Below are 25,121 nucleotides of genomic sequence, written 5' to 3' on the forward strand. Positions count from 1 at the left end.
GCGATGCGGACCTCGTACGTCGGTGTCGCGGTGCTGCTCGCCGGGCTGGTCGCCCTGAGCGCCGGCGGGGCGGCCTACGTCGACGCCCAGAACTGCCGGACCGTCGCGGGGCTGACCGTCACCCCGGTCGAGGAGCCGCCCGCGGACCTGCCCCGCGTCGACTACGCCGACCTGACCGCCGACCAGCGGGACGTGTTCGACCGGGTCCGGGGGGCCCAGCAGGCGCTCGTCCAGCGCGGCCTGTTCGAGAAGGCCCAGGTCGTCGCCCACGATGGCGAGGACTACGTCGTCGGCGTGAGCGAGGAGTCCGACTGCGGCGACCGGAGCGGGGTCGGTGTGCACGGCCCGCTACTCGGCGGGGTCCTGCTCGTGGCCGGCGGCGCGGTCGGGGCGAAGTATGGGAACTGACCCCGGATACCCCCCGGCAGGTGACGGTGCTACCGAGTAACCGTGCTGTGGGCGGGATAACCGCCGAACACACGGGATTTCCGACTTATCCGAACGTGCCGAGCGAGGACTGCAGCTCCCGGTCGCTCGACTCGGCGGTGACCTCGTGGCCGAGCAGGTCCCGCATATCGACGGCGTACGTCGTGCCCGCGTTACGCAGGACGAGCAGCCGACCCTGGACGCCGACGACGGTGCCGGTGGCCAGCGTCTCCCGGACCGGGCGTCCGCCGAGGTCCAGCCCGTAGTCGAAGCTGAACGTCTCCAGCGGGTCGAACCCGTCGAGGAGGGCGGTCCACGCGTCCCCGTCGACCGCCCGCGCCAACCCGGCGACCTTCGTCGGGGTCCGCACGCGGTCAGGCAGGCGCTCGGCGAGGGCGGCCTCCCGGCGCCGCGCGGCCCGGCCGTCGGGGAAACGCCCGAGGAGGGCGGCGTGGTCGGCGCCCTGCTCCTGCAGCCGCGTCCGCAGCCGTTCGGGCTTGGTGACGCCCACCTTGAACACCGCCGGCGCGAAGGCCGCGAGGTAGCAGACGTGCTCGCGCCGGCAGTTCTCCAGCGGCAGGTCGCAGTCGCCCGTGCAGCGGGCACACGCCCAGGTGGAGGTGTGGTCCCGGCAGTACGGCGCCCCCTCCGCCCGGCAGGCGCGGTGCCCGAGGTCACCCTCGTCGTCCGCGACGAGGGCGCCCGCGCAGTGGCGGTCGCCGAGGCTGTAGGCCAGGTCCGTCCCGGACGCGAGCGGCACGCGCTCGACGGGGCCGCCGTCGGCCAGCAGGAGGGCGGGCGCGGGCGACCGGTCGTAGCCGACGAACTGCACAGGGGTCGTTGGTGCGGCGCGGACAAAGGGATGCCGCTACCGGCCCCCGGGCATGGATACCCCCGACGCGCGGACTGTGCGCGGACGGCCGCCACGGGGGTGAACCCGCACAAACGCTATGCTTTCGGGGGGGCTACAACTGGTGTGGTAACGCTCGACACGTCGCTGGAGGTCACGGTCGACGGCTCGGGGGAGCGGGTCCGGCTGGTGCTCGTCGTCGAGAACGGCGGCCACGAGCCCGTCAGGGTGACCTTCCGCGACAGCGGTGGGGCCGACTTCGCCGTCCGGACCGCGGACGGCGAGGAGGTGTGGCGCTGGTCCGACGGCCGCGCCCTCGCACAGGCGCTCCGCCCCGCCGAGTTCGCGCCCGGGGAGTCGGCCGCCTTCGAGACCGAGTGGCCCGACCCCGAGCCCGGTGACTTCACTGCCGTCGGCGAGCTTCGGGTCCGCGAGGCCGAGGTTCGTGCGGAGACGCCGTTCTCCGTGTAGCCTACTCGATCGTCAGGTCGCCGCCGTCGTCGGGGGCGTCCTCGTCCCACTCCAGCTCCAGCTCCAGCCCGAGCTCCCCGGGCCCGTCGGCGGGCCCCTCGCGCTCGACCTTCACCTCGAACTCGACCCGCCTCGGCGGCGTCACCGACATCGACTGGTCGCCCGCCGACAGCGTCACCGCCCCCTCGCCCTCGAGGGCGTCGGCGACGTTACGCAGGTACGTTGCGACCTCGGACCGACTCCGCACGGACTCCGTCTCGAACAGCACCTCCTCTGGCATACGCGTGACTTCGACGGGTGGGGTCATACCCGTATCGCCTCGCGCAAGCTTCCGGGCCGCGGTCGCGTTCGGACGCGCCCTCGCTCGGGCTGGGCACCCGGACCCACCGGTGGGGCCCGCACCGAGGTGGTCGCCGAGGCCATCACGCCGATACGGTCAGCTGTACGACAACGAGCCGATGTCGCGCGGGCTCCGACGCGCCGATGCGGCCGCCGCCGAGCACCCCCCGGAACCGATACTCGATGGTGACCGTCACCGTCTCCGTCCGGGCCTCGTTGACCGGGAGTTCGACCTCGCAGTCGCCGGCCTCCTCGGGGTTCCCGACCGCCGGATAATCGGCCAGCAGGATGTCCCCCGCCTGCGGCGTGTAGCCCGTATCGCGTTCGATAGTGAACGGACGTCGTCGTTGTTGACACCGCTGATGACGCCGGCACCGAACGCCTCGTCGGCGCTCCCGTCCCCCGACTGGTCGACCCCGAGCCCGATGTTCCCGTGCTGGGCCGAGTCGATGGTGAACCGGTCACGGGGGTGGTGGCACTCACCGACTGCCATTCGCTCCCGGCCCCGTCCTCGTTCACGGCCAGCCGAAGCGCCTGCGCCGCGGTCGCGCCCGTGCTGCTGTCAGCCGGTTCCACACCATCGCCACCGTCGCCGCCCCTCGAGCAACCCGCCAGTGCCGTCACGACTGCCGCTGCCGACCCGGTGACCACCGTTCGTGTCCGTACAGCTACGCCATCTCACGCACGGGAACCGTCGTCGGAACCGGTCGCGTGTACCGACTCAGACCACGCCAGTCCCCTCGGACCGCTGGATGGGATCGCCGTTCGCGTCGGTGAGCAGCATCACCGTGTTCGCACCGCCGACGTCGTCGACGTATTTCAGCTTCTCGCTGTCGTTGCTCACGAAGACGACCTCGGGAGTGCCGTCGTCGTCGACGTCGGCGACCGTCGCCGGCGACTTCCGTGCCACCCCGCCGGTGAGGACGGTGGTCGACTCGCCGCCCGCCGCCGTGCCGGCCCCGACCAGCTTCAGCTGCTTGCTCCCGTCCACGCCGACGGCGCGGTGGACGCCGTCGCCGTCGAAGTCCGCGAGCGCGCCCGCGCCGATGCCGTTGTTCGAACCCAGCTGGCCGTCTGCGAGCGAGTCCACGCTCCCGCCCGGGTTCAGTGCCCGGAGCTGCTGGCTGCCGTCGGCGAACACCAGCTCGTCGTCGGCGTCACCGTCCACGTCGGCGATGCCGACGACCGCCTGTGCGTTGTTGCCGGGCGTGGCGACGGCCGTCGGCGTCCCGCCCTCCGCGACCCGGTAGACGGTGTCGTGGTTCTCGTTCACGAAGAAGACCGACGGGTCGCTCCCCGACCAGCGACCGGTGGCGAGCCGGGTCTTCGACCCCTCGATCGTCCCCGTGATGTCGTCACTGGTCGCCAGCGTCGTCGCGCTCCCGTCCGGGGCGGCCACGCGCACCGCGTCCGAGGCGTTCACGTACGGCACGTCGGTATCGCCGTCCCCGAGGAGGTCGGTCGTGGCCGGCCCCAGCGCGTCGACGCTTCCGGGAATCGGCAGGGTCTCCAGCGTGTCGTCGCCGGTCTCGATCGAGGTCAACGCTCCGCCGTCGCCCGCGTAGAGGACCCCGCCGCAGACGGCCCCACTGTCGCCGGGGTCCAGCCGTTCGAGGGTGTACGATGACCCGTCGTCGGGCTCCTGCCAGACGACGGTCACCTCGTCGGCGGTCGGCCGCACGGCGACCGTGTCGCCGGCCCCGAACTGCTGGCCCTGCAGGGGCGTGGGGTCCTCCGTGCCCTGGAACCGGAGCCGGTCCCCGTCGAGGGAATCACCCTGCTGGTGGACCAGGTCGACCGGACAGCCCGACCCCTGGAGGGTCAGCCGGCTCTCCGGCGACGCCGGGTCGGAGTCCGCGAGGCCCAGCACCAGCCCCGAGACGACGACACCCAGCGCGATGATGATGGCGAGCAGGAGCGCCACACCGACGACCGGAGAGATGGCGCGGTCCGTGGGGCCGCCGAGATGTCGCACGAGTCACCCGGTGATACGGCTGCGTGTAATAAATGTCTCAGCACTATCGTCACGACGTGCAGACGCCGGCCAGACGAGCGACCCGCTCTCCGGCGGTCCACCCGTCGGGACGGCGGGCTTACTGGACCCGAACTGCGGGTATAGCCCCCTGGTTGGTCGTACTGTCGAGCGAAACGGGGGGCAGATCCGGTTCCGGTTCCCACCCGGGGACCGGCCGGTCGCTCAGTTCCCGACGCTCATCGCCCGCTCGACGACGTCCTCGCTGTAGAGCTCCGCGAGGTCGCCGTGCTGGTCCGGGCGGTTCCGGTAGACGTCCTGGAACAGCGTGATGGGGGTCTGGAGCGCCTGGTAGGTCGCCTCGTCCCACATGCGGTCCTGGGCGATGTCGACCTCGACGCCGTCGATGCGGACGGTCGCGGCCTGGGTCATCGCGATGGCGCCCTTGCCGGCCTCCTTGGCCGCCTCGAACTCCTCCATGGAGTCGACGATGTCGTCCATCGAGGGGACGTAGTCGAGCAGGTCGAGCAGCTCCGCCACGAGGTCCTCCTCCGTTTCGCAGAAGAACTCGTCGCCGCCGACCTCCAGCTCGTAGCCGCCGTCCTCGGCCTCGAGTTCGATGCGGTCGCCGTCGTACACCTCGACGCCCTCCTCGGTCTCGAGTTCGACCTCGCGGCCGTCGGCGTCGATGAGCCAGTAGCCCTCGGCGGGCGGGAGCGGGCTCTGGTTGGCCTCGACGACCTGACCGGGGGTCAGCGACCAGATGCCGAGCATCCCCATCGCGTTGTTGGCGGTGATGCGCTCGTGGTAGCCCTCGACGTCGCGGATGTCGTCGTACGGGCCGTCGACGGCGATGAGGCCGGCGGCGCTGGCCGCGCGGGAGGTGTTGTGGCGCAGCTCCTTCCACGCCGGCAGCCCGCCGGTGGGAGTGATGGCGCGCAGGTCCTTCGTGTAGTCGACCTCGCCGTCGACCAGCATGAACAGCCGCTGGAGGTTGTTCGAGGCCTTCCCCATCTCGTCACGGAGCTTCTCCATGCCGAGCTCGGCGGAGCCGGACTCGATGATGACGGACATCTTCAGGCTCCCCTCCTCGAGGCCGTGCTCGTTCTCGACGATGGTGAAGAACTCGTCGGCCTTCTTCCAGTCGTCGATGTCGCCGACCTCCGGGATGACGAACCCGTCGATGTTCTCGACGGCGCCGTTCTCGGGGTCCGCGATGTGGAGCATGTGCTGGAAGCCCTTGTACCGCGTCTCGGGGCTGTCGCGGTGCCAGACGACGCGCGGGTGGATCTCGCCGGGGAAGTCGGCGCCGCCTTCGGCGACGACCTCGGCGATGTTCTCGGCGCCCTCGTCGCGCATGTTGGGGGCCGTCGCGTCCTCGTTGTCCGGCACCCAGACGTCGGGCGCCTGCATCCCGCGCAGGCCGATGGCGCTGCGCAGCTTCTTTGCGGAGTCCGCCTCCCCCTGCTCTGCCGTCGGCGTCGTGAAGAACGTCCGCACGAACTTCAGGTCGTGGGTCCGCTTATCGAGTGCAGCCATAGTCACGCGGAGGGACACGCGGTCGAAAGGAGTAGGTTTCGATACGCGCGGGCTCTGCATCCGGCTCAGTCCCCGACCCACAGGAGCGGCGTGTAGCTCCCGGCGAAGCCGTCGGGCGCGGGCAGGGACCCGACGACGCACCAGCCGTCGGCGCCCGCCCGCATGACCGAGCCTTCGTGGGTCGCCGCGACGAGATCGCCGTCGACCCCGGTGATGCCGGTCACCGTCTCCTCCGGACAGGGATGGTCGACCGTCTCGACACTCGTGCCGCCGCGCCGGACGAACAGCGCCGGGTCGGCGTCCGCCTCCAGCCACGTCGCCGTGTGACCGAGCGCGGCTCCCGCGTAGGCGTCGCCGTCGACGACGCCCAGCGACCGGACGTACCGCTGGTCGTGGCGCTCGTCGAGCCGGGTCCAGGACCGGCCGGCATCGTCGGTGTGGAACAGCCCGAACCCGGTCGCGGCGACGACGGTCTCCGGCCCGAGGACCGCGAGTTCGTGAACGTCGTCGTGGACGCCGTCACGGCGCTCCGTCCACGTCTCCCCCCGGTCCTCGCTGACGTGGACGCCGCCGACCTCGACGCCGGCGATGACCCGGTCGGGAGCCTCGGGATGGACGCGGACGTCCCGGACCTGTGCGAGATCCTCGTGCCGGGGGAGCCGCCACTCCTCGCGGGAGGGCAGGTCCTGGAACCCCTCGCACTCCCGCCAGTCCAGGCCGTCGAGACCGTCCGTCGCGTCGGCGACGTAGACGTGTGCGGGCCGGGTCCCGGCGTACAGCCGGCCGTCGGGGCTCGCGCCGACGGCGTACACCTGCTCCCGGGGCACCGCCAGGTCGGTCCACGTCCCGGCGTCGGTCGAGTGGTACAGGCCCGACGCCGTGGCCGCGAAGACGCCCTCGAACGCCGGGAACGTCCGGAGCCGCATCGTGCCCGTCGTCTCGAGCACCGTCCGCACGCTCGCCGGCCCGGTCCCGTCGACATCGGTCACCCGATGGATGCCGTTCTCGGTTCCTGCGAGTAGCATGGGCCGTCGTTCGACCGGTCGGCCCGTAACCGTTCCCCGAAACGCAGTTCTGAACGGTGGCTGACAGGAACTCGGAGCCGACCGCCGGAGTGCACGGGGAGCCCGGACCGGCGGCTACACCGAGTCGAGGAAGTTCCGCACCACGTCGTGGCCGACGCCGGTCAGGACGCTCTCGGGGTGGAACTGGACGCACTCGATGGGGTAGTTCTCGTGCCGGATGCCCATCACCAGGTCGACGTCCTCGTGGTCGGCGGTGGCGGTCACGGTGAGGGCCTCGGGCACCTCGGTCGCGATGAGCGAGTGGTAACGCCCGCCCTGGAACCCCTGGTCCAGCCCCGTGAAGACCCCCTCGCCGTCGTGCTCGACCGGGAACGCTTTGCCGTGGATCGGTTCGGGGGCGCGGCCGACGCTGCCGCCGTAGGCGTACACCGCCGCTTCGAGTCCGAGGCAGACGCCCAGCGTCGGCACGTCGGTCGAGAGCTCCCGCAGCACGTCGCTGGTGACGCCGATGTCGCGGTCGTTCCTCGGGTGGCCCGGCCCCGGCGAGACCACGATCGCGTCCGGGTCGATGGCCCGGAGCTCCTCGAGCGACGCGGTGTTGCGCCGGACCGTCGTCCGGGCGTGCTGGCTGACGTACTCGACGAGGTTGTAGGTGAACGAGTCGAAGTTGTCGACGAACAGCACCAGCGGCGCGTCGTCGGGGACGTCCGCGGCGGCCTCGACGCTCATCGGGACACCTCCGGCTCCCCGGCGTCGGCCGGCCCCGCCCCGTCCTCGACCTCGATCCGCTCGATGGCCGCCAGCACGCCGCGCATCTTGTTCTCGGTCTCCTCGTACTCGGCGGTCGGGTCCGAGTCGGCGACGATGCCCGCGCCCGCCTGCACCGTCACGAGGTCCGACGCGTCCGGGCCGGCGCCGGCCTCGACCGTCGCGGTGCGGATGACGATGGCCATGTCGGCGTCCCCGTCCCAGGAGACGTAGCCGACGCCGCCGCCGTACGGGCCCCGCGGGCGCCGTTCGAGGTCGTCGATGATCTCCATGGCCCGCATCTTCGGCGCGCCCGACAGCGTCCCGGCCGGGAACGACGCCCGGGTCGCGTCGAAGGCGTCGGCATCGTCGGCGAGCCGACCGGTGACGGTCGACTCGATATGCTGGACGTGGCTGTACTTCAGCACGTTCATGAACTCCTCGACGCGGACGCTGCCGGCCTCGCTCACCCGGCGCACGTCGTTGCGCGCCAGGTCGACCAGCATCGTGTGCTCGGCGCGCTCCTTCCCGTCGGCCAGCATCTCGCCGGCCAGCCGGCGGTCCTCGACAGGGGAGGTGCCCCGGTCGCAGGTGCCCGCGATGGGGTTCGACGTGACCGTCTCGCCCCGGACCGAGACCAGCGTCTCCGGCGAGGCGCCGACCACGGTCAGGTCGCCGTGGTCGAGGAGGTACATGTACGGCGACGGGTTCACCTCGCGCAGCGCCCGGTAGAGCCCGAGCGGGTCGATGTCGCCGTACAGCTCCCGGGTCCGGGAGACGACGCCCTGATAGATGTCGCCGTCGAGGACGTGCTCGTTGGCCGTCGCGACGGCGTCCTCGTACGCGTCCTGCGGCCCCGAACGCTCGCCGGCGCGGACGAACCCGCCCGGCGACGGTGTCCTCACTCCGGAGAGCAGTCCCGCCACGCGCTCGGCCTCGGCCAGCAGGTCGTCGTAGACCACGTCCGGGTCGTCGCCCGGCCTGACGACGGGGGTGAACGCCAGCGACACCGCGCCCCGCTCGTCGTCGAAGACGACCGTCTGCGTGGTCAGGACGAACTCCGCGTCCGGGAACCGCGACTCGGGCCGCTCAACGCCCACCTCGTGGAGGTGGAGGTCGTACACCGCGTCGTACGAGAGGAACCCGACGAGGCCGCCGTCGAGGCGCTGGCGGTGGACGCCATCGAACCCGCGGCGGGCGACGTCGGGCAGCGCGGCCCGGAGCGTGTCCAGCGTGTCGCCCGTCCCCGGGTTCACGAGGTCGGCGTAGCGCCCGTCGAGCGTCTCCACCTCGACCCGGTCCTCGCCCGACGGGTGGACCGTCACGCGGGCGGCGGGGTCGTAGCCGACGAACGAGTAGCGCGCGTGACGGTCGGCGCCGCCGCGGTCGGGCGTGAAGGCGCCGTCGGGGTCGCTGGAGGCGACCTTCTCGGCGCTCTCCAGCAGGAACGTGTGGCTCGCGCCCGTCGCGTCGGTCGTCCGGCCGGTCAGGGCGGCGTACGCCGGGAGCGGGTCCACGTCGACCGGAAGCGGGGCCTCCGCGCGGACGACGACACCCGTCTCCCGACCGGCGTCGGTCGTCCGACCGTCCGCGACGAGCGCCCGGAACTCCTCGCGGGAGACGTCCAGGGCCGGCGTGGTCCCACCATCCCCCGTCCCCTCGGAGTCGGTCATAGCTCCACCTCGCCGGTATCGTCGCTGGTGGGGTTGTCATCCTCGTCCAGCGCCCGGTCCGCCGACCGGACGAACGCCCGGACCGCGTCGGCCGCCTTCCCGCCGCCGGCCCGCTCGACGCCGGAGGCCACGTCGACCGCGAACGGTCGCACGGTCCGAACGGCCTCGGCCACGTTGTCCGGGCCGAGGCCGCCGGCCAGCACCACCGGCAGGTCGAGGCCGGCGACCAGTTCGCGGGTCCGGCCCCAGTCCGTCGTCTCGCCGGTCCCGCCGCCGCCGTCCTCGTCGAGCGAGTCGACGACCAGCGCGTCCGCGGCGTCGGCGTACGCCGGCGCCGATCCGGCGTCTACCGCCGCCAGCACCGGGACCGAGGCCCGCACCCGCAACGCCGCCACCCGGTCGGGCTCGAGCCCGTGGACCTGCACCGCGTCGGGCTCTAAGCGGTCGGCCAGCCGCACCGCGGCTTCGGCGCTGTCGGGCATCGTCACCAGCGTCCCCGTCACGAACGGCGGGACGGCCGCGAGCAGTTCCGCGGCCCGCTCCGGCGACACGTCCCGCGGCGTGTCGACGACGACGTCCGTGATGACGCCGACGGCATCGGCTCCGGCCTCGACCGCGACCTCGAGGTCGGCCTCGCGAGTGATGCCACAGACCTTCGTCCGGGTGCGGCCCGGCCCCTCGCCGTCCCCCGGCATCTCAAGCACCGTCACACAGGTCGGCCAGTTTCCCCGCGGCGTCGCCGGACTCGATCGCCGACCGCGCGCGGTCGGCCCCCGCCGCCAGCGAGTCCGCCTCGCCGGCGACGTAGACGGCTGCGCCCGCGTTCGCGAGGATGACGTCGCGCTTCGGCCCGGTCTCCTCGCCCTCGACGATGGCGCGGAGGTCCGCGGCGTTCTCCTCGGGCGTGCCGCCGGCGATGGCCGCGACCGGAGCGCGGTCCAGCCCGAAATCGCCCGGGTCGAGTTCGAGTTCGGTCACGTCCGCGCCGTTGACCTCGGCGGTGACGGTCTCGCCGTGGAGGCAGATCTCGTCGAGGCCGTCGCCGTGGACGACCAGCGCCCGCTCGACGTCCATCCGTGCCAGCGCCTCCGCCATCGGCACCACGAGGTCCGGGTCGTACGTGCCGACGACCTGCGCGTCCGCGCCCGCTGGGTTGGTGAGCGGCCCGAGGACGTTGAAGACGGTCCGCATCCCGAGTTCCCGGCGCGGCCCGATGACGGCCCTCATCGCCGGGTGGAACACCGGCGCCAGCATGAAGCCGATGCCGTCCCGCTCGATGGCCCGCTCGACCGCCGCCGGCTCGGCCTCCACGTTCACGCCCGCGACCTCCAGTACGTCCGCGCTTCCCGACGAGGAGGAGACGGAGTAGTTGCCGTGCTTCGCGACCGGGACGCCCGCCCCGCTCGCGACGATGGCACTCGCCGTCGAGACGTTGATCGTGTCGTGGTCGTCACCACCCGTCCCGCAGGTGTCGACCAGCGGCTCGCGGTCCGGCGAGATGGTCCGCGCGGCGGCGCGCATCCCCTCCGCGAAGCCGGCGATTTCGGCCTCCGTCTCGCCCTTCGCCCGGAGTGCCGCCAGCATGGCGCCGATCTGCGCCTCCGTCGCCTCCTCGAAGACCAGCGTCGATACCTCACGGGCCTCGGCCTGTGTGAGGTCCGTCCCGTCCGCCACGCGCTCGATGTGGTCCTGCATGTGGAATCACTGATGTACAGTTCTGCGTTGTGATGGGCGAAGTCGTACAGGGATAAAAGCATGTTGTATCGGTAGCGGGTGCTGTGGCTCTCCGGTCGGAGAACGCGGAAGTCAACGGAGTCCCGCGCCGCGGGTCGGACGCTACTCCTCTGTCGGGTTGTCCGGCAGCATCTCGAACAGCATGCCGGCCGGCCCGGCGTAGACGCCGGTCCCCTGCGTCGGACTGCAGCGGTACTCGTCACACTCGAAGCCAGCGACCACGCCGGCACCGTTGGCCTTGGCGACGACCCGCGCGTCGTCGTCGCCGGGGTACTCGCCGCTCCGGTAGTCGTTATCGACGTTTACCGAGTTGTTACCCTGTGAGCCCTGGGCGTTCTGTTTGGCCGTTGTCTGCTCCCCATCGGAGATGATGACGACCCGGTTTTCACCACCCGGGAGCCCTTCGCCGAGGGTTGCATCCCGGTCGTCGAAGACGACGACGCGGCCGTCGTCAGTGTAGACGACGGGTTCGTCGGTATCCGCGGAGGGGTTCGGTTCCGCCCCACCGTCATCGCCATCATCGTCGCCACCGGCGGGGAACGCCGGGATCGACTCGCCACTGGGGACCCCTTCTGCAGTGGGTTTGCACTCGGAGCCATCACAGTCGATCGCCAGGGCTGCACTTCGACTGAACGCAGTCACACCGACCTCCGAATTCGAGCGGTCGAGACTGTTGCCGGGGACGACGATCCTGATGTTCCCACCGAATCGGCTCTGGCTATCCGTCGCGTCGGGTCTGAGGATGAGGATCTTGTAGTCCTGGGACGCGACCACGGCGGCGAACGTCTCGCCGCCCGGCCCGTCTTCACCAGTGATAGCCTCACCGTCCCCGATCAGGATTACGCCGTCCTCCATAGTCGCGTAGTTGTAACTGACCGTCGCGCTCGGGTCGTCCGGGGGACTCGTCGGGTTGACGGCCGGATCGTACGGGTTGAAGACCTCGCACTGGCCAATCGGTGCACCGACCAGGCCGAGCGGGTTCCCGACCGGCGTACTCGGGGGCTCCTGGATCTCGCCCGGGAGCTGCTCCTTGACCGGCGTGCCGCCGAAGGGGTCGGTCGGGTCGACCGGGTTGTTCTCCTGGACGTCGTCCACGCCGTACGGCGGGTTGCAGAAGTCCGGCAGGGCGGCGAACGGAACGACCGTCTCCCCCTGGGCTTTGATGCCCTCACTCGTGTAGGAGACCGGGAGGTCAGGCGCATCGACGGGCACCTCGGGCGTGGTGATGGGGTCGGTCGGGACAGTGGAGCCGCTGTCGCCACCCGGCGCCCCGGCGTCCGGCAGGTCCCCCTCGGGGAGGCCGTCGAAATCGGGCGTTTCCGGGGCGCTGCCGCCGTCCTCGTCCCCACCGCTGGTCTCGCAGTCGGCCGAGCTCAGGTCGCAGTCGACGGAGCCATCGGTTCCGTCGCCGTCCCCCCCACTGACTTCGACGCTGCCGTCAGCACCGTCGGAGTCGACGTCCGCGTCGACCGTCGCGCTACCGTTCGTGTCGTCGTCGTCTCCTGCGCTGACGGTCGTCCCGTCATCGCCCCCCACGTTGACGCCATCGTCACCGACGCTGACGTCGTCGTCGTCGTCCGCCAGGGCCGGGCCGACAGCGACGCTGCCGACCATCGCCACGGCGAAGAGGACTGCCGCGATCTTCCGTGCAGTGCTGACTGCCATGCTCTGTCCGTACGTCCGTATCTCGTAGGATACCCGTTGTGGGCGCTATATCCGGCGGTTTATACGTGTGTACGCGGGTCACGCTACGACCGCCGCTCAAGCGGCTCGAAACGGTGACCGAGGGGCTTGTCGACGGATACGATGAATCGGTCGAACGGCGTCACGGTCGGCCAACAACAGCGGTAGCTCCCCGCGGTTTCGTGGGTCCAGTCGAAAGGGAACGGCCACGCTCCGGACGCCGGTGGGGCCCGTTCCGAAACCTTCAAACAACCGAGCGCGGTACGAGTGGGTACGGTTGGGTTGGTGGTCTAGGTCGGTTATGACACCTCCTTGACATGGAGGAGGCCGGCGGTTCAAATCCGCCCCAACCCACTCCAGTAAAAAAGCCCTACAGGGCATATCAAGCCGTTTTTCAGGCGACGCGGTCTCGTCGGGGTGATGTCGTATGAGCGAGCCGCGGCGCTCGCTTGACGTGTCGGAACTCCCCGATCCCATCTGCTGGTTCTGCGGGGAGCGGTTCGACCCCGACGCGGAGCCTGACTGCACGGCGCGGGACGACGGAAGGTGTCGGCCATGAGCCGGACGGTCACCTGTCCCGCATGCGGGCGCGAGTCGACACGGGTCTACCGCTGTTCGGAGTGCGGGAAGGATCTCGTCGGTGACGAGACGACCACCGACGGAGGTGGTCGCCGATGACCTACCGTCGGCCGTTGCAGTGTACCGCCTGCGGGCGGACGCTGCCCCACGACCGCACGGAGTGTCCCCGCTGCCGAACCGGCCGCTTCCTCCAGGGGGTCGATGCCCGATGATCGACTGCGAGTGCGGCGCGACGCTCGCGCCCGCCGTCATCATCCGCGACGACGTCGGCGACCGGCATCGCTGCCCGGAGTGTCGCCGCTTCTGGGAGTGCTGTCCCTCGTGTTTCGAGTGGTTCCGCCCGTTCCGGGCGGCCTTCGACCGCCCTGAGCCACGCGACGGCTGCCCGTTCTGCGAGCTGACCGCGAGCCAGAAGGCCGCCCTGCGACTGCCGAACGATAGCCCACGCGGGCGGACACTCCGCGCGTTACGGGCGGACGACACCGTCGCCGCGTTCGGCCCCAGCGAGCCCGGTGTCGCTATCGACGAGTCCGGCGAGGTGGTCGCAGATGACTGATGGCGCGCTCTCGGACCGTGACACGGCCGTCATGGACTCGGCGATGGGCCAGCCCGACGGCAAAGACGAGGTCGCCGCGCTGCGCGAACGCGTCGCCGAGCTCGAGGTCGAACTCGACGCCGAGCGCGACACCAACCAGCAACTCCGACAGGATCTCGCTAACGTGGCGAACCGCGTCTCCGACCTAGAGGCCGCGGTCGAGGGGGGCGACCAAATCACCGGGTCGACACAGTTGGAGCGGTACTCCTCGCTCGACGGCGACCTCGAGGAGAAGCTCTCGGCCTCGGAGCGTCGCGCCGTCGCGATCTACGAGCTGTGGCCGGAGCTCAGCATGGAGGACGGCGAAGGGCGCTGGTACGTTGACACAAAGCGTAACAGCACGGCCAAGTACCAGCCCAACCGGACGAAGCGGAAGCTTGAGCAGGACCTCGACGAGGATCTCCACTGGGAGCAGGTGTATCGGGCCATGAAGCGCCTCGCCGAGCTCTCGGGCGGTGAGGCCGCGGTCGACCAGCACGGCCGCAAGCACGTCACCGGCGGCGAGTGGGAGTACCACGAGAAGACGTCGCCGGACAACACCGACCACACCACGTACAAGCTACTCGTTGAGGTGGGGGAATGACGGCCGAATATCGCTCACACCGTTGTGAGCGAAATCCCGCGAGTGGTGTTAGAGAAACGCGGGGCAAGCCCCCGCCCACCACCCTCTCGCCGATTACGCAGCCGCATCCGCAATAACGTGCACGCATTTTCTCTCACACGAGGAGACGATGGCCCGCCCTCTCTTACCCCATGAGGGCGGGCCGAGACGGCCCGCCTCTCTCACACCAGGCAGCCGATTTCTCTAACAACGCTGTTAGCGATATCGCCACATTCGGATTTCGCTAACACCCGTGTTAGCGAGTCCTGGATGTGGTGGGTGCATGGGTGCATGGTCTGATGTGCCACCGAAAGCACGCGTTGTCACGTATCTCGACAGTGAGACCGTGGCGACACTGGACGAAATCGAGGAGGACCGCTCGGCGTTCATCCGCCGCGCCGTCGAACAGCAGCTCGCGGAGGTGGGCGCGCATGTCGATTGATTCCCGCACCGACGGGTCGGGTGGTCGCGTGGGGCCGGTCATATTCGCAAACGAGCGCGCTCGAGCCCAGCTGGAGGAGCACGGCCACGTTCTGACGTTCCGGACCAGCGACCGCACGACGGGCGAGACACACGTCCGCTACGGGCGTACCGAGCCGAAGCAGTACGACTGCGAGATCGAACTCGTCGAGCACACCGAGGAGCGGCGCACCATCTACCACCGGATGGCCGAGTTCTACCATCAGGCAGGCTTCGACGGTCCGTCCGAGTGGGAGCGCGCCATCGAGGAGTTCCACGGCGAGGTGCCCGAAGAGGGCTGGTTCTACCGTGTCACCATCGCTGAGGAGGACCGTACTGGCCCGGTAGACCAGCCTGAAGTGCGAACGGACGGCGGGGCACCCGACAGCAGTGGCGGGTCACTCGACCGGGTGATGGTCGACATCGAAACGCTCGGTCTGGAGCGTGGCGCGGCCATCCTCAGCATCGGCGCTGTCAGGTTCGGCCCGGGCCTGCTCGGCGACCAGTACGAAGGACACATCAGCCTCTCGTCGTGCCAGGAGGCGGGCTTGGAGATCGACGCCGGGACGCTGGAGTGGTGGCTCGACCAGGACGAGGCGGCGCAGGCGCAGCTGACGAAAGGCATCGACATTCGACAGGTACTGCGCTCGTTTAGCGAGTGGTACGGTGATGCGGACGAGGTGTGGGCCAACTCGCCATCGTTCGATTGCGAGCTGCTGGAAGCCGCGTTCAACGCCGTCGACATGGAAGCGCCGTGGGACTTTCACGAGGAACGGGACTTCCGGACCGTCAAGTCGCTCCCGGTCGCGCCAGAGGTCGAGCAGGACGGCGTGGAGCACGATGCGCTGGACGACGCGATGCATCAGGCCTACATCGCCGCCGCTGCCCTACGTCGCCTTGAGGGCCACCGCTGGGACGACGATGAGGTTACGGCACCGGCAGGTGGTCCTCCATGACGCAAGACAGCACCGACGAGTGTGTTGACTGCGGCGCGGAGCTGGTCGAGGACGACGAGCACGGCACGCTCTGTCTAGGCTGCTCGCCCGACTGGCTGCTGCCCGACGGCGGGACGACAGACAGCCAAGAGCAATTACACGCCGAACCTAAGAGGCGGACAGACTGCGGCGGCTACACGCTGACGGTCTGGCCGCCCGGCGGCAAGGAGAAGGACGGGACGCCTCGGCACGTCGGCCGGTGGACGTTCCAGAACGGTCTTATCCGCTACCAGGTCGAGCACGTCATCCACGACGACGTGCTGAACGCTTGCGCTGGTAGGACCAAGCTCCGACACAACAGCGGTACCATCCACCGCAACGACCTCAACGACGAGATCGACGCCGACACCCACCACGACGTGGAAACTATCGACGAGCATTTTCCGCGGCGGTCGTTCGACACGGTGGTATTCGACCCACCCTGGAGTCAGAAACAGGCTGATGAGCACTACGACGGGATGCACGCCCGACAGTCCGGGCCAGCCCGAGAGAAGCTGGCTCGTCTCGTCCGCCCTGGCGGCACGTTCGTCGAGATGGGATTCAACATGTACGCCCCGGAGGACATCAACGATCTTCAGGGCTGGACCCGCGACGAAGTGCACATCTTTCGGCGCGGCCCAGGCGGACGCCCGCCGGCCTACATGGTCGTCGATCGGTACCCGCAGATGACGCTCGGAGGTGGAGCATGAGCCGGAAGAAAATCACCTACGAGGCTGAACCCGTGCAGACAGAGCACGACGGCACGCGCATCCGCATCATCACGCGCTACACCGAGATGTACGAGAACATCCGCGACCCGCGACACGTCGAAACGCTCCGCGAGCAGCAAGCGCGCGAGCTCCGCGACTCACTCAACGAGGTGCTATCCGACTGATGACTGACAGGCAGGACGGGTCGGGCGTGTTCCACTGCGGGGAGTGCGGGAAGGAGATGAACTGGGTCGACCACGTCCGCGACGCGACCCAGCCACCGAACCGACAGATCGAGTGCCCGGACCACGGCCTGACCGAGCCCGAGGAGGGATGGCCATGACCGGCTCGCAGGACGAGAACAACGATCCTGATGTGGAGTACCGGTTCTACGTCTACGACGACGAGGACCCGACGGACCCGCGGTACGCCTTCTACATGCGCGTTCGCGACGGCGGCGAGCTGCCGCTGTACGACCGGCCGCCGGAAGGCGAGGGCATGTGGCACGACCCGGAGCCCGGAAGCGACCAGTACGGGGCCGTCGCGCCGACGACGGCGTTCAAAGAGATTGTAACCGGCCTTCTGGGCGACGGCGTCGACGCCGGCGAGGTCGCGGCGCTCCCGGCGCATGAGGAGCACTTCGCACGGGTTGTCCACGGGACGGCCAACCAGTCACCGGACAACCTTCCGGACCCGGTGTGGTCCTTCGTGCACCGCTGCCGCCAGGAGGTGTTTCTCGATGCCGAGTGACAGCACCGACGAGAACATCGGACCTGTCCACGCGGGCAACGAGGCTGAGAAGCGGTATCTGGAGAAACGCGGTGCCGTTCAAGAATGGGATCACGCACTGGAGCAGCTCCCCGACGGCGAGGCGTGGGCGGATGAGTTGTGGGCGATAGACATCCACGACTGCCGACAGCGGATGGAGGCCGAGGAGATCATCGAACACGACGTACCGACAGAGCACTACGACGCGCTTCACGACGCGTTCGACTCCATCAAGCGGAGGTTCGATCAATGACGCAAGACAGCAGTGGCGAGTCGGGTATCGACTCACTTCCGGGCGTTCCGCAGCTGCCCGAGAGCGACAAGACCGAGTATTTCCACGACCCCCCGTACTGCGAGTTGAACGAGGCGGAGTTCGCGAATAAGCCCGCCACGGTCGGAGCGATGGATCACCGGGAGCGCCCGGAGCCGGATGATATTGTGCAACTCGGACAGTTCTCGCCCGCCTACCTCCGGCAGTGGGCGCAGCTTATCGACTTCGCGTACGGAAGCTACGACATCAACGGCCAACCATCTGGCTCAGTCTCGCTTGAGCTGCGAAAGCGAGACCAGACTTGGATTCTGACGGCGATGCCTGAGCACGGCGACGATGACGGTATCCGCCCGGTCGTTATGAACCGACACTACACCGACGGAATCGTTGGAGAGCGAACCGCTCTCCCGAAGGACGGTGATAGCGATGAGTGAATCACCCGACAGCACCGACAGGTACTACGGCGAACCGTGCGATGAGGTGGGATTCCCATGACGACGCCCTACTGCGCCATCTGCCGGCTGTACGTCGACATGGGTCAGCGCCACGTCGAGATCGACGCCGAGACGCTGGGTGAGGACGCACCGGAGCAGGAGCACTACATCATGCACACGCGCTGCTGGGACAGCGTGGCTGCTGGATGGGGGCGACCAGGATAACGGCACCCGACTCGCAGGACGAGTCTATCGACGAGTGGACACAGGACATCCATGTCGGCGATGTACTTCCCGCGAGCGAGCGCATCGACCTGTGAGTCTTCGCTCCCCCCGTCCATCGACGAGTCCCGGGCCGTGACGATGACGTGGTACGCGCCACTATCGGGCTCCTCCTCGACGATTACGCCGTTCGACTCGATTGCGGCGAACTCGTCGAGACAGTCGTCGCAGTAGTGGTACTCGCCGTCGGCGGGATTGTCCGTGAAGTCCCCACACCGCTCACACTCGGCCATACCAATTAGCACGCAGTGGTGTCTAAAAAACTGTCAGTGTCCTCAGTGCCGCACCTACTCTTAGGGCAGCGATGCCCCTCACAGAAGATGGTACGTGCTGGATCCAGATTTCCGCTGAGCCACCGTTACAGTCCTGGCAACACAGTTACTGCATAACCCGTCCAACCACTCCTGCTGCTGTCGCCCACAGCATCGTCCCGACAGCTGAAGCAAACACTTCGGCGAATCCCTCGCCCGGCGCTGTGGTCAGACCATGCTGATTAATATTCACGATTAGGGCTATCGGACCCCAGAGAACATCTGCCGCGGTAACGACTGAATCCAATCTCACCACCTCGACTGCGGCCGCCGTCGATTCCCACTGATGCCACCGATTGAGGTACCGAACAGGTCGAGACAGATATGGAGCACAGCACCAAGCGCGACAGCCAGCATACACGGCGCAAGCAGCGCCCGATCCACCACCGGCGAAGCGCCAGGAATAGCGAGCGTGTCATTCCAGATTCGAACGGCTGGATATCCGAGCCCGATTAGCCAGAGCAGGGGACTATGTACAATGCCTCGGTGGCTGGGCATTACCGCCTGCACGACCGGTGGGACGATAGCAGCTGCCAGAATAATCACGAATACAGCTATCGCGGCAGCAGCGGCCCATCGATTTGTAGCCTCTACTCCGTTGCCGGAGAGGTTAGTAGCCGTCAAATAGGCAGCCAACCCTCCCAGACCAATCACCGTGTAGAAGTTCAGCAGTTTGCGCGGTTTGGAATTGTGGAGGTCGATGTCCGGTAAGACACTGCCGAGTGCGAACGCCCCTGCAACGAACAGCGCACCGGCAATGACGTCCCGTGGGACGATTATCCCCTCAAATATCTTCCAATACATCGCTCCGGCATACACGCCGAAGACTGATCCGAATCCAAGGTGGGTTTCGTAGTTTGGCATGGGTCCACCTACCCACAACATCCCGTGCGTTCGGCCTAATATTCAACGAGAGCGGTGCGGAAGTGAAACCCTCCGACGGGCGGGGCGTTCACTAATCCCCAGCGACTGCCGGGAGGTGCTGCATCGCCTCGGCGGTGACGTGGTCCGGGACCGGCCCGAGGTAGTTCGACCGGAACGTGTTCCGCCCGGCCTCGCTCTGTTCCCAGCCGCCGTAGCTCATCACGAGCTGCTCGGCGATGGGGACGCCGGCCAGGGCCAGCGAGTAGTAAGCGTCCGTGGCGAACGTCCGCCGGAGATCGTGCATTCCGAGGTGCGTGGCCGCGGGCTCATTGAGGACCTCGCGGGCGTCGCGAATCCAGTTTCGGAGCGAGCGCGTTGTCACGTCGACGAGCGGCTCGTCCTGCCGGCGCCCGGCGACGTTCTTCACCATCCGACACTGCTGGACGAGGTCGCTCGACACCGGCACCTCGCGGCGGCCGGTCTTCCCGGCGGTCACTTCGAGCACCCACCCGTCGGCGCCGTTCGCCAGCTCGCGGAAGTATCGATACTGGACACCCGAGGTCGGCTCGTCTGCCCGCCCGACGATTTCGTCGGACCGGAGGCCGTGAAGGCCGAGCCACATCGCGGTCTGTCGCTTGGGCTGGTCCTCGACCTGGTCAAGGAGCCGCTGCTGTTCGGACCGTGACAGCCAGATTCGCCGCCCGGATTTCTCCGGATAGGGCCGGTGCTGCATGCTATTCCTGTATACGCAAGCATGTTCGGTTTTTCGGAAAGAGAAAACAGCAAAAGCCGGACGACCCGGGGCGAACCCGGGGGGTCGGCGGCCACGACAGCCGCCCGAGGGGGCGCGGCGTTCCGACTATCGACCATTCCCGGAAGCCGTCACGCGAACCGGCCGGTCGGGCTCGTGCCAGGCGACACACTCATTCCACATGAATCATAATTAGGGTTACCGATGGGCCACGTTCTCGGAAGCGTTCGGGAGGTGATGTCGAGCCCGGCCGAAACGGTGCCGCCAGACACCACCGTCTCAGCGGCATCTCACCAGTTGATTGCCCACGACATCGGGTCGCTGGTGGTCGGCGAAGAGTCACTGGAGGGGATTGTCACCAAAACCGACCTGCTCGGGGTAATCGCAGCCGATGGCGACCCGGACACGACCGCGGTGAGTACCGTCGTCTCGCGCCCGGTCGTAACGGTCGGCCCCGACACGCAGTTGACCACCGCCGCGGGGACGATGGACGACCACGATATCAAACATCTCGTCGTCGTTGAGGAGGCCCCGGTCGGGATTGTCACCACCACCGACATCACGCACGCGCTCGCCCCTGATACCGCGGCCCTCGTCGAAGAGTTCCTGCCGACGACCTGAGTCGGCCAGCAGCGGCCCCGACGACCGGACGCTACAATCACCTGCTGAACTCGCTATCACCGGCGCCTCGATGGTCGTCGCGATTGCGCCGCTGGGGCTGTGAGCAGCGGGCATGGCGTTGCTGTCCTATCGGTCCGAAGGTGGGGGATGTAGGGAGGTCTGCCCCCTGGAGCGTGTGGCATGGCAAGGGGGAATCAGACAGCTGTCATTACTGTGCGTACAGTATTAACCGCCGCCCCCGTTACGGCGACCGAACTAGTCCCAGGTTCGGCCGGTCGGTGTCGTGCCGGGCGACCTCGGTCGGTGCCGGCTTGGCGGGCAAATCGGCAGGCGGCTCCTCGCTGCTGTCGGCCGTCGTCAAGCGCTTGTCCTCCCCGGCACCGTCACAGGCGGCGAGGTGCTGGAGGTAGCCCTTCTCTCCGTAGTCGGTTCCGCACATCGGACAGGAGCCGTCGCCGAACGAGCCGGCGACCGCGTCGCCGGGCGAGCCCGTGCAGCGCTCGCGGTGCTCGTCCAGGTCTACCGAGAAGACGAACGCCTCGCCGCAGTCGGAACAGCGCTCCATGCCGAGCGGTCGGGCGGCCGGTTGGTAACCGATTCGGCCACCGTTGGTAATCACCAGCGCGACGGGCCGGCGGGAGGACGCCGGTCCCGCAGTCGAAAAGGTAGGGTTCGCGGCTGGCGAGATCCGCTCCAGCAGGCCGCTCGGCGTCAGTCGTCGGCGTCGCGAGCCTCGCGGGACTCCCCGTCAGGATCAGTGAATCGAGTGCCAGCCCTCCCGGGAGTGCTGAGCGAGGCGACTGTTTCCCATCCTGAAACAATTAGCACGGGTTGAAATGCCCCACAACGCAATGACAACATGTGGATTCTCGAATCACATATACCGGCGTGATTGCGTTGGTTCTGCTCTTCCTGCTCGCTGTCGGGGCTGGACTCTCCTACCAGCAGGTCCCCGCGGGCAATGAAGGGGTGGTCAAGCAGTTCGGTGCCGTTACTGGCGACACGCGAGAGAGCGGAGCACATCTCGTCATTCCAGGGGTACAGACGATTCAGAACGTCGAAACCCGCCCCCGGACTTACACGATGAGTAATACGACAGACGAAGGGAACCGAGCCAGCCCCGACGCGATCACCGTTAAAACGGTCAACGGGTCCAGCGTCGATGTCGATCTGACCGTCCGATATCGGATTGACCCCGCACAGGCCGACGGGTTCGTCAGAACATGGAACGACGAGCCACAACTCGAACAACGCTTAATCCGCCCGACAGTCCGGTCGGTCCTGCGCGACGAGGCCTCATCGCTTCGCACCACTGGCGACGGGGCGATTTACAAAACCGCAAGTCGGGAACAGTTGGGGCAAGTGACCCGGGCGGCTCTGGAAACCGCGTTCGAGGAGGAGCCAGTCATCCTGGAGGCGGTCCAGATCCGAAACGTCGGGCTTCCCACGGACATCGATCAGGCACTTGACGCAAAGGAGGAGGCCAAACAGCGCGTCCAAGTCGAGCAAGAGCGGATTCAACAAGAGGAGGCGCGTGCAGAACAACAACGCGTGCAAGCCCAGGCCGAGGCCGACGTCATCCGTATCAAGGGTGAGTCGCTCCGGGAGAACGAAATCGTGCTACAAGAGCGGTATATCCAGGCGCTGCAGGGCGGCTCGGTGTTTGTCGTCGGGTCCGGGGGAAGCGACGGGGGGGTGCCAGTCATTCTAGACGCGAGTGGGGCGAACGCGAGCGCGAGCGGGCCACCGACGAACACGACGACCACTACCGGGAATACCACGACCGGGTAGGAGGACAACTCGTGTCCGGAGAGACAAGCGATTCTCCTCTATCGTCTCATTACCTGACAGTATGAGCGTGACCGATACAGAGCGTGTGTTGCGCAGTGAGAAACACGTCGAAATTGCCATTCAGTAGCCTAAACAATCACGAATATGTCGAAGCTGTCTCTGATAAGTATACTACTGGGGGTTGTGCTGCTCGGAGTTGCTGGGTACATGGCATACTCTCAGCAACAAAGCCTCTCGTCCGGGGTGCAGATTGAAGCCACAGTAGAGAGCAAAGAAGTCACCATGGATTCCTCAAAAAGGGGGGACAGGTACACCCCCCACGTTACATACAGCTACACGTACAACGGAACTCAATACACTTCCGACAACATCAGACCGGGAATCGGAACAAAAGCGTCCGACACAAGAACTGCCGCGGAAGACAGAATTGACCAGTACAATGTCGGTGAGACAACCACGGCCTATGTCGTGCAAGGCTCGCCCTCAAAATCGTATCTCGAAAGAGAGAGTAGCCCTCTACCGCTTATATTCGGCATCTTAGGCCTATTCCTGGTCGGACGACCAGTCTACCAATCCGTCGCTTCTCAATTGGACCCGCTCCGTTAGGGTGATGTCCGTCCGCTGGGGTGCTGAATCACATCACTCCGCCCGAATAACTGGATCGGCGCCAGCGGGCGTGTGGGCCGACGCGCCCCGGCCCGCTTCGAGCCGTGTCGACCGGCCGGTCGTCGAGGCCGTTCACGACCCGTCCGCGGTCCACGGTCCGAAGCCGGCCGGCCGGCCGGTAACGTGCACCGCAAACCTATCGTAGCGGAAGCTCGTTGGTGTATCACGGGTGATGCTGTCGCCTCAGTCTCGATTCGTTGTCATCTCTCTGCTGGGCGCGGTCCTGTCGCTGCTGGTCGTGATTCCAGCCCTCCGAAACCGCGACAAACCGGGAGCGACCGGCCTGCTCATGGTCGCACCTGGTGCGAGTCTGTTTTCGCTCGGGGTCGCCCCCCTCGCGACTCCGCTTCCGGATTGGGCCGTATACGCTGGGAACAACGTGGTCGTGGCCTCGGGAGTCCTACTCGGGGTCGGGTGGCTCGTCACCGTCGGCGAGCATACGGAGACCATCGTCCCGGACCGACGGGTGTTCGCCGCGGGGGGAAGCTATTTTATGATTGTACAGACCCTCGCGCTCACCGACCCACTCCACCACCTGTTCTTCTCGCCGATCTACCTTCGGCAGTCGGAGCCGCTGTTCGTACTCCCGCTCCCGCTGAACATCGTCCACATCCTCTGTATGTATGGACTCATCCTGGCCGCCTGTGGATTACTGTTCTCTGACGTTCTCGAAACCACCGACGCGCGTCGGACGCAGAGCAGCCTACTCCTGGCCTGTATCGTGCCGCCGCTCGCGCTGAACGTACTGCACCTGCTCGACATCACCTCGCTCAACTGGACAGCGCTGGGGTTCGTCGTGATGACACTGGGCATCGGCTGGGCGGTGCTCAGAGCCGACTTCCTCGACCTCGTCCCGGTCAGCCGCAGCCGCGCCTTACGCAGCATGAGCGACCCGGTTGTAGCGATCGACACCGAGGGGCGGGTGATCGACGCGAACCCCGCTGCACGGGACCTCTCGGACGTCGACTCGGGCTACCAGAACGTGACCGTCGGGTCGTTCTTCGAACCGTTCCCGGCCCTCGTCGAACGGCTCAAAACCGGCACCGAGGGGACGATCGCGGTGACCCACGGGGGACGCAAGCGCGACTTCAGCCTCACCGTCTCCGAAATCAACGGCCGAGGTGACAGCCCCCTTGCTCGTGTCATCGTGTTTCGAGAGGTCACGCAGTTGAAACAACGCGAGCGTGAGCTCGACCTGCTGAGTCAGGTCCAGTCACGGGTTCTCCGCCACAACATCCGCAACGAACTCGATATCATTAAAGCACAGAACGAGCAGTTGCTGGTAGAACTCGAAGGGCGACGCGCACGACTGGCGGAAACCACCGTTTCGAGCGCCGACAGACTCCTCTCGATCAGCTCGAAGACCCGCGCCGTCGAGCAGCTCATCGAGAGCGACGAGAACCCGACAACGATCGACCTCGCCGCGACGGTCGAGCAGCTGCTCGAGACGCACCGGGAGACGTATCCGGAAGTCGCGTTCAGCGACCGGCTGCCCAGTACGTGTCCCGTCGAGACACTCCCGTCGATACGGCTAGCACTGGACAACCTCGTAGAGAACGCTGCAGAGCACAACACCGCCGCGGACCCCGTGGTAGAGGTGGTACTTACGGAGACCGACGACGAGGTCGTGGTGAGCATCACCGATAACGGCCCGGGAATACCGGAACAGGAGCTGGCCGTTCGGGACCAGGGCAGGGAAACGTCGTTGGAGCACGGGATCGGTGTGGGTCTGTGGGTCGTCGACTCGGTGATCGAGCGTTCTGGGGCCTCATTGAGCTTCGAGAGCGACACCGGGGGAACGACGGCTACGATCCGCATACCACGCCAATGACGTCCTTTCCGCAGTGAACGGCGGGATTCTCTCGCTGGATCAACCGGCAGCGTATACGATGTTCGTGGGGTGTTCGGAGTTGACTCCGGCTCCGATAGGGCGCGAACCAAACAGCGGTCCGGTGACGTGGTCCGTATCGAATCGTCATCGATTG

33 protein-coding genes and 1 tRNA gene are annotated in these 25,121 nt (G+C 67.5%); 20 read left to right on the plus strand and 14 right to left on the minus strand.

Features of this window, described 5'->3' with window-relative positions; translation table 11 throughout:
- Positions 1-3: 3 nt before the first annotated feature.
- A complete protein-coding gene (locus DP107_RS04280) occupies positions 4-408 on the plus strand; it encodes a hypothetical protein (RefSeq protein WP_144260916.1) in 405 nt (134 codons plus the stop codon).
- Between the two features lie 85 nt (positions 409-493).
- Here the strand turns inward: DP107_RS04280 and DP107_RS04285 are convergent, their stop codons facing one another.
- Entirely contained in the window at positions 494-1,258 is a 765-nt protein-coding gene (locus DP107_RS04285) for a DUF2797 domain-containing protein (RefSeq protein WP_144260917.1), read from the minus strand.
- 144 nt (positions 1,259-1,402) lie between these two features.
- On the opposite strand from DP107_RS04285, the gene DP107_RS04290 reads away from it, so the two are divergent.
- Entirely contained in the window at positions 1,403-1,747 is a 345-nt protein-coding gene (locus DP107_RS04290) for a BsuPI-related putative proteinase inhibitor (RefSeq protein ID WP_238330774.1), read from the plus strand.
- Between the two features lies 1 nt (position 1,748).
- On the opposite strand, the gene DP107_RS04295 is transcribed toward DP107_RS04290, so the two are convergent.
- From DP107_RS04295 to DP107_RS04335, 9 genes are all read right to left on the minus strand, one after another.
- The gene (locus DP107_RS04295) at positions 1,749-2,027 is read right to left on the minus strand and encodes an amphi-Trp domain-containing protein (protein WP_144260919.1); all 279 of its coding nucleotides are present in this window, start codon (positions 2,025-2,027) and stop codon (positions 1,749-1,751) included.
- A gap of 780 nt (positions 2,028-2,807) precedes the next feature.
- On the minus strand, positions 2,808-4,061 hold the full coding sequence (locus DP107_RS04300) for a type IV pilin (protein ID WP_144260920.1): 1,254 nt from the start codon (positions 4,059-4,061) through the stop codon (positions 2,808-2,810).
- A gap of 222 nt (positions 4,062-4,283) precedes the next feature.
- Entirely contained in the window at positions 4,284-5,597 is a 1,314-nt protein-coding gene (aceB, locus tag DP107_RS04305) for a malate synthase AceB (protein ID WP_144260921.1), read from the minus strand.
- Positions 5,598-5,662: 65 nt separating this feature from the next.
- Positions 5,663-6,622: a WD40/YVTN/BNR-like repeat-containing protein gene (locus tag DP107_RS04310; protein WP_144260922.1), complete on the minus strand. Its 960-nt coding sequence runs from the start codon at positions 6,620-6,622 to the stop codon at positions 5,663-5,665.
- 114 nt (positions 6,623-6,736) lie between these two features.
- Positions 6,737-7,351 (minus strand): anthranilate synthase component II, encoded by a 615-nt coding sequence (trpG, locus tag DP107_RS04315; protein WP_144260923.1) that lies wholly within the window; start codon positions 7,349-7,351, stop codon positions 6,737-6,739.
- Complete coding sequence (gene trpE, locus DP107_RS04320) at positions 7,348-9,042, minus strand: anthranilate synthase component I (protein ID WP_144260924.1); 1,695 nt, start codon at positions 9,040-9,042, stop codon at positions 7,348-7,350. Before trpE ends, trpG begins: the two co-directional genes overlap by 4 nt.
- Positions 9,039-9,737 (minus strand): phosphoribosylanthranilate isomerase, encoded by a 699-nt coding sequence (locus tag DP107_RS04325; protein WP_144261256.1) that lies wholly within the window; start codon positions 9,735-9,737, stop codon positions 9,039-9,041. Before DP107_RS04325 ends, trpE begins: the two co-directional genes overlap by 4 nt.
- A 1-nt stretch (position 9,738) precedes the next feature.
- Positions 9,739-10,737, minus strand: a complete 999-nt coding sequence (trpD, locus tag DP107_RS04330; protein WP_144260925.1) for an anthranilate phosphoribosyltransferase — start codon at positions 10,735-10,737, stop codon at positions 9,739-9,741.
- Positions 10,738-10,878: 141 nt separating this feature from the next.
- On the minus strand, positions 10,879-12,441 hold the full coding sequence (locus DP107_RS04335) for a hypothetical protein (RefSeq protein ID WP_144260926.1): 1,563 nt from the start codon (positions 12,439-12,441) through the stop codon (positions 10,879-10,881).
- Between the two features lie 297 nt (positions 12,442-12,738).
- On the opposite strand from DP107_RS04335, the gene DP107_RS04340 reads away from it, so the two are divergent.
- The 14 genes from DP107_RS04340 (at position 12,739) to DP107_RS19835 (ending at position 18,075) form a co-directional block, all read left to right on the plus strand.
- Positions 12,739-12,813 (plus strand) — tRNA-Val (locus tag DP107_RS04340).
- Positions 12,814-12,886: 73 nt separating this feature from the next.
- Positions 12,887-13,018, plus strand: a complete 132-nt coding sequence (locus DP107_RS21070) for a hypothetical protein (protein WP_272949820.1) — start codon at positions 12,887-12,889, stop codon at positions 13,016-13,018.
- Positions 13,015-13,137, plus strand: coding sequence for a transposase (locus DP107_RS21075; protein ID WP_185977166.1), 123 nt, complete (start codon positions 13,015-13,017; stop codon positions 13,135-13,137). Before DP107_RS21070 ends, DP107_RS21075 begins: the two co-directional genes overlap by 4 nt.
- Before the next feature lie 109 nt (positions 13,138-13,246).
- Positions 13,247-13,594 carry a hypothetical protein gene (locus DP107_RS04345; protein WP_144260927.1) on the plus strand — a complete coding sequence of 116 codons (348 nt, stop codon included), beginning with the start codon at positions 13,247-13,249 and terminating at the stop codon, positions 13,592-13,594.
- The gene (locus DP107_RS04350) at positions 13,587-14,216 is read left to right on the plus strand and encodes a hypothetical protein (RefSeq protein WP_144260928.1); all 630 of its coding nucleotides are present in this window, start codon (positions 13,587-13,589) and stop codon (positions 14,214-14,216) included. Before DP107_RS04345 ends, DP107_RS04350 begins: the two co-directional genes overlap by 8 nt.
- Positions 14,217-14,535: 319 nt before the next feature.
- Complete coding sequence (locus DP107_RS19825; protein WP_185977167.1) at positions 14,536-14,676, plus strand: hypothetical protein; 141 nt, start codon at positions 14,536-14,538, stop codon at positions 14,674-14,676.
- Complete coding sequence (locus tag DP107_RS04355; RefSeq protein WP_185977168.1) at positions 14,666-15,649, plus strand: 3'-5' exonuclease; 984 nt, start codon at positions 14,666-14,668, stop codon at positions 15,647-15,649. Before DP107_RS19825 ends, DP107_RS04355 begins: the two co-directional genes overlap by 11 nt.
- Positions 15,646-16,377: a TRM11 family methyltransferase gene (locus DP107_RS04360; protein ID WP_144260930.1), complete on the plus strand. Its 732-nt coding sequence runs from the start codon at positions 15,646-15,648 to the stop codon at positions 16,375-16,377. Before DP107_RS04355 ends, DP107_RS04360 begins: the two co-directional genes overlap by 4 nt.
- Positions 16,374-16,562: a hypothetical protein gene (locus DP107_RS04365; protein WP_144260931.1), complete on the plus strand. Its 189-nt coding sequence runs from the start codon at positions 16,374-16,376 to the stop codon at positions 16,560-16,562. The genes DP107_RS04360 and DP107_RS04365 overlap by 4 nt, the downstream gene beginning before the upstream one ends.
- Positions 16,562-16,720 (plus strand): hypothetical protein, encoded by a 159-nt coding sequence (locus DP107_RS19830; RefSeq protein WP_185977169.1) that lies wholly within the window; start codon positions 16,562-16,564, stop codon positions 16,718-16,720. The genes DP107_RS04365 and DP107_RS19830 overlap by 1 nt, the downstream gene beginning before the upstream one ends.
- Positions 16,717-17,127, plus strand: a complete 411-nt coding sequence (locus DP107_RS04370) for a hypothetical protein (RefSeq protein WP_144260932.1) — start codon at positions 16,717-16,719, stop codon at positions 17,125-17,127. The genes DP107_RS19830 and DP107_RS04370 overlap by 4 nt, the downstream gene beginning before the upstream one ends.
- Complete coding sequence (locus DP107_RS04375) at positions 17,117-17,398, plus strand: hypothetical protein (RefSeq protein ID WP_144260933.1); 282 nt, start codon at positions 17,117-17,119, stop codon at positions 17,396-17,398. Before DP107_RS04370 ends, DP107_RS04375 begins: the two co-directional genes overlap by 11 nt.
- The gene (locus tag DP107_RS04380; protein WP_144260934.1) at positions 17,395-17,850 is read left to right on the plus strand and encodes a hypothetical protein; all 456 of its coding nucleotides are present in this window, start codon (positions 17,395-17,397) and stop codon (positions 17,848-17,850) included. The genes DP107_RS04375 and DP107_RS04380 overlap by 4 nt, the downstream gene beginning before the upstream one ends.
- Before the next feature lie 57 nt (positions 17,851-17,907).
- A complete protein-coding gene (locus DP107_RS19835) occupies positions 17,908-18,075 on the plus strand; it encodes a hypothetical protein (RefSeq protein ID WP_185977170.1) in 168 nt (55 codons plus the stop codon).
- Here DP107_RS19835 and DP107_RS04385 read toward each other — a convergent pair.
- The 3 genes from DP107_RS04385 to DP107_RS04395 all read right to left on the minus strand — a co-directional run bounded on the left by DP107_RS04385 (position 18,015) and on the right by DP107_RS04395 (position 20,040).
- Complete coding sequence (locus DP107_RS04385; protein ID WP_144260935.1) at positions 18,015-18,365, minus strand: hypothetical protein; 351 nt, start codon at positions 18,363-18,365, stop codon at positions 18,015-18,017. The two genes, DP107_RS19835 and DP107_RS04385, sit on opposite strands and share 61 nt — an antisense overlap.
- Before the next feature lie 327 nt (positions 18,366-18,692).
- On the minus strand, positions 18,693-19,307 hold the full coding sequence (locus tag DP107_RS04390) for a metal-dependent hydrolase (protein ID WP_185977171.1): 615 nt from the start codon (positions 19,305-19,307) through the stop codon (positions 18,693-18,695).
- A gap of 91 nt (positions 19,308-19,398) precedes the next feature.
- Positions 19,399-20,040 carry a site-specific integrase gene (locus tag DP107_RS04395; RefSeq protein ID WP_144260937.1) on the minus strand — a complete coding sequence of 214 codons (642 nt, stop codon included), beginning with the start codon at positions 20,038-20,040 and terminating at the stop codon, positions 19,399-19,401.
- Positions 20,041-20,262: 222 nt separating this feature from the next.
- On the opposite strand from DP107_RS04395, the gene DP107_RS04400 reads away from it, so the two are divergent.
- Positions 20,263-20,679, plus strand: a complete 417-nt coding sequence (locus DP107_RS04400; protein WP_144260938.1) for a CBS domain-containing protein — start codon at positions 20,263-20,265, stop codon at positions 20,677-20,679.
- 241 nt (positions 20,680-20,920) lie between these two features.
- On the opposite strand, the gene DP107_RS04405 is transcribed toward DP107_RS04400, so the two are convergent.
- A complete protein-coding gene (locus tag DP107_RS04405) occupies positions 20,921-21,244 on the minus strand; it encodes a hypothetical protein (RefSeq protein WP_144260939.1) in 324 nt (107 codons plus the stop codon).
- Positions 21,245-21,540: 296 nt separating this feature from the next.
- Here DP107_RS04405 and DP107_RS04410 point away from each other — a divergent pair, with 296 nt between their 5' ends.
- The 3 genes from DP107_RS04410 (at position 21,541) to DP107_RS04420 (ending at position 24,967) form a co-directional block, all read left to right on the plus strand.
- On the plus strand, positions 21,541-22,470 hold the full coding sequence (locus DP107_RS04410; protein ID WP_144260940.1) for a prohibitin family protein: 930 nt from the start codon (positions 21,541-21,543) through the stop codon (positions 22,468-22,470).
- Between the two features lie 144 nt (positions 22,471-22,614).
- Positions 22,615-23,076, plus strand: coding sequence for a DUF3592 domain-containing protein (locus tag DP107_RS04415; RefSeq protein ID WP_144260941.1), 462 nt, complete (start codon positions 22,615-22,617; stop codon positions 23,074-23,076).
- Positions 23,077-23,308: 232 nt separating this feature from the next.
- Positions 23,309-24,967 (plus strand): histidine kinase N-terminal 7TM domain-containing protein, encoded by a 1,659-nt coding sequence (locus tag DP107_RS04420; protein WP_144260942.1) that lies wholly within the window; start codon positions 23,309-23,311, stop codon positions 24,965-24,967.
- Positions 24,968-25,121: the final 154 nt, after the last annotated feature.

This window comes from Haloglomus irregulare (genome assembly GCF_007421925.1).
Classification (GTDB): Archaea; Halobacteriota; Halobacteria; order Halobacteriales; family Haloarculaceae; genus Haloglomus; species Haloglomus irregulare.

Bases quoted from the DNA above. Each gene is read 5' to 3' on its own strand.
- DP107_RS04280 (WP_144260916.1), top strand. From the start codon at position 4: ATGCGGACCTCGTACGTCGGTGTCGCGGTGCTGCTCGCCGGGCTGGTC.
- DP107_RS04295 (WP_144260919.1), bottom strand. From the start codon at position 2,027: ATGCCAGAGGAGGTGCTGTTCGAGACGGAGTCCGTGCGGAGTCGGTCC.
- aceB (WP_144260921.1), bottom strand. From the start codon at position 5,597: ATGGCTGCACTCGATAAGCGGACCCACGACCTGAAGTTCGTGCGGACG.
- DP107_RS04310 (WP_144260922.1), bottom strand. From the start codon at position 6,622: ATGCTACTCGCAGGAACCGAGAACGGCATCCATCGGGTGACCGATGTC.
- trpG (WP_144260923.1), bottom strand. From the start codon at position 7,351: ATGAGCGTCGAGGCCGCCGCGGACGTCCCCGACGACGCGCCGCTGGTG.
- trpE (WP_144260924.1), bottom strand. From the start codon at position 9,042: ATGACCGACTCCGAGGGGACGGGGGATGGTGGGACCACGCCGGCCCTG.
- DP107_RS04325 (WP_144261256.1), bottom strand. From the start codon at position 9,737: ATGCCGGGGGACGGCGAGGGGCCGGGCCGCACCCGGACGAAGGTCTGT.
- trpD (WP_144260925.1), bottom strand. From the start codon at position 10,737: ATGCAGGACCACATCGAGCGCGTGGCGGACGGGACGGACCTCACACAG.
- DP107_RS04335 (WP_144260926.1), bottom strand. From the start codon at position 12,441: ATGGCAGTCAGCACTGCACGGAAGATCGCGGCAGTCCTCTTCGCCGTG.
- DP107_RS21070 (WP_272949820.1), top strand. From the start codon at position 12,887: ATGAGCGAGCCGCGGCGCTCGCTTGACGTGTCGGAACTCCCCGATCCC.
- DP107_RS21075 (WP_185977166.1), top strand. From the start codon at position 13,015: ATGAGCCGGACGGTCACCTGTCCCGCATGCGGGCGCGAGTCGACACGG.
- DP107_RS04345 (WP_144260927.1), top strand. From the start codon at position 13,247: ATGATCGACTGCGAGTGCGGCGCGACGCTCGCGCCCGCCGTCATCATC.
- DP107_RS04350 (WP_144260928.1), top strand. From the start codon at position 13,587: ATGACTGATGGCGCGCTCTCGGACCGTGACACGGCCGTCATGGACTCG.
- DP107_RS04355 (WP_185977168.1), top strand. From the start codon at position 14,666: ATGTCGATTGATTCCCGCACCGACGGGTCGGGTGGTCGCGTGGGGCCG.
- DP107_RS04360 (WP_144260930.1), top strand. From the start codon at position 15,646: ATGACGCAAGACAGCACCGACGAGTGTGTTGACTGCGGCGCGGAGCTG.
- DP107_RS04365 (WP_144260931.1), top strand. From the start codon at position 16,374: ATGAGCCGGAAGAAAATCACCTACGAGGCTGAACCCGTGCAGACAGAG.
- DP107_RS19830 (WP_185977169.1), top strand. From the start codon at position 16,562: ATGACTGACAGGCAGGACGGGTCGGGCGTGTTCCACTGCGGGGAGTGC.
- DP107_RS04370 (WP_144260932.1), top strand. From the start codon at position 16,717: ATGACCGGCTCGCAGGACGAGAACAACGATCCTGATGTGGAGTACCGG.
- DP107_RS04375 (WP_144260933.1), top strand. From the start codon at position 17,117: ATGCCGAGTGACAGCACCGACGAGAACATCGGACCTGTCCACGCGGGC.
- DP107_RS04380 (WP_144260934.1), top strand. From the start codon at position 17,395: ATGACGCAAGACAGCAGTGGCGAGTCGGGTATCGACTCACTTCCGGGC.
- DP107_RS19835 (WP_185977170.1), top strand. From the start codon at position 17,908: ATGACGACGCCCTACTGCGCCATCTGCCGGCTGTACGTCGACATGGGT.
- DP107_RS04385 (WP_144260935.1), bottom strand. From the start codon at position 18,365: ATGGCCGAGTGTGAGCGGTGTGGGGACTTCACGGACAATCCCGCCGAC.
- DP107_RS04390 (WP_185977171.1), bottom strand. From the start codon at position 19,307: ATGCCAAACTACGAAACCCACCTTGGATTCGGATCAGTCTTCGGCGTG.
- DP107_RS04395 (WP_144260937.1), bottom strand. From the start codon at position 20,040: ATGCAGCACCGGCCCTATCCGGAGAAATCCGGGCGGCGAATCTGGCTG.
- DP107_RS04400 (WP_144260938.1), top strand. From the start codon at position 20,263: ATGGGCCACGTTCTCGGAAGCGTTCGGGAGGTGATGTCGAGCCCGGCC.
- DP107_RS04405 (WP_144260939.1), bottom strand. From the start codon at position 21,244: ATGGAGCGCTGTTCCGACTGCGGCGAGGCGTTCGTCTTCTCGGTAGAC.
- DP107_RS04415 (WP_144260941.1), top strand. From the start codon at position 22,615: ATGTCGAAGCTGTCTCTGATAAGTATACTACTGGGGGTTGTGCTGCTC.
- DP107_RS04420 (WP_144260942.1), top strand. From the start codon at position 23,309: ATGCTGTCGCCTCAGTCTCGATTCGTTGTCATCTCTCTGCTGGGCGCG.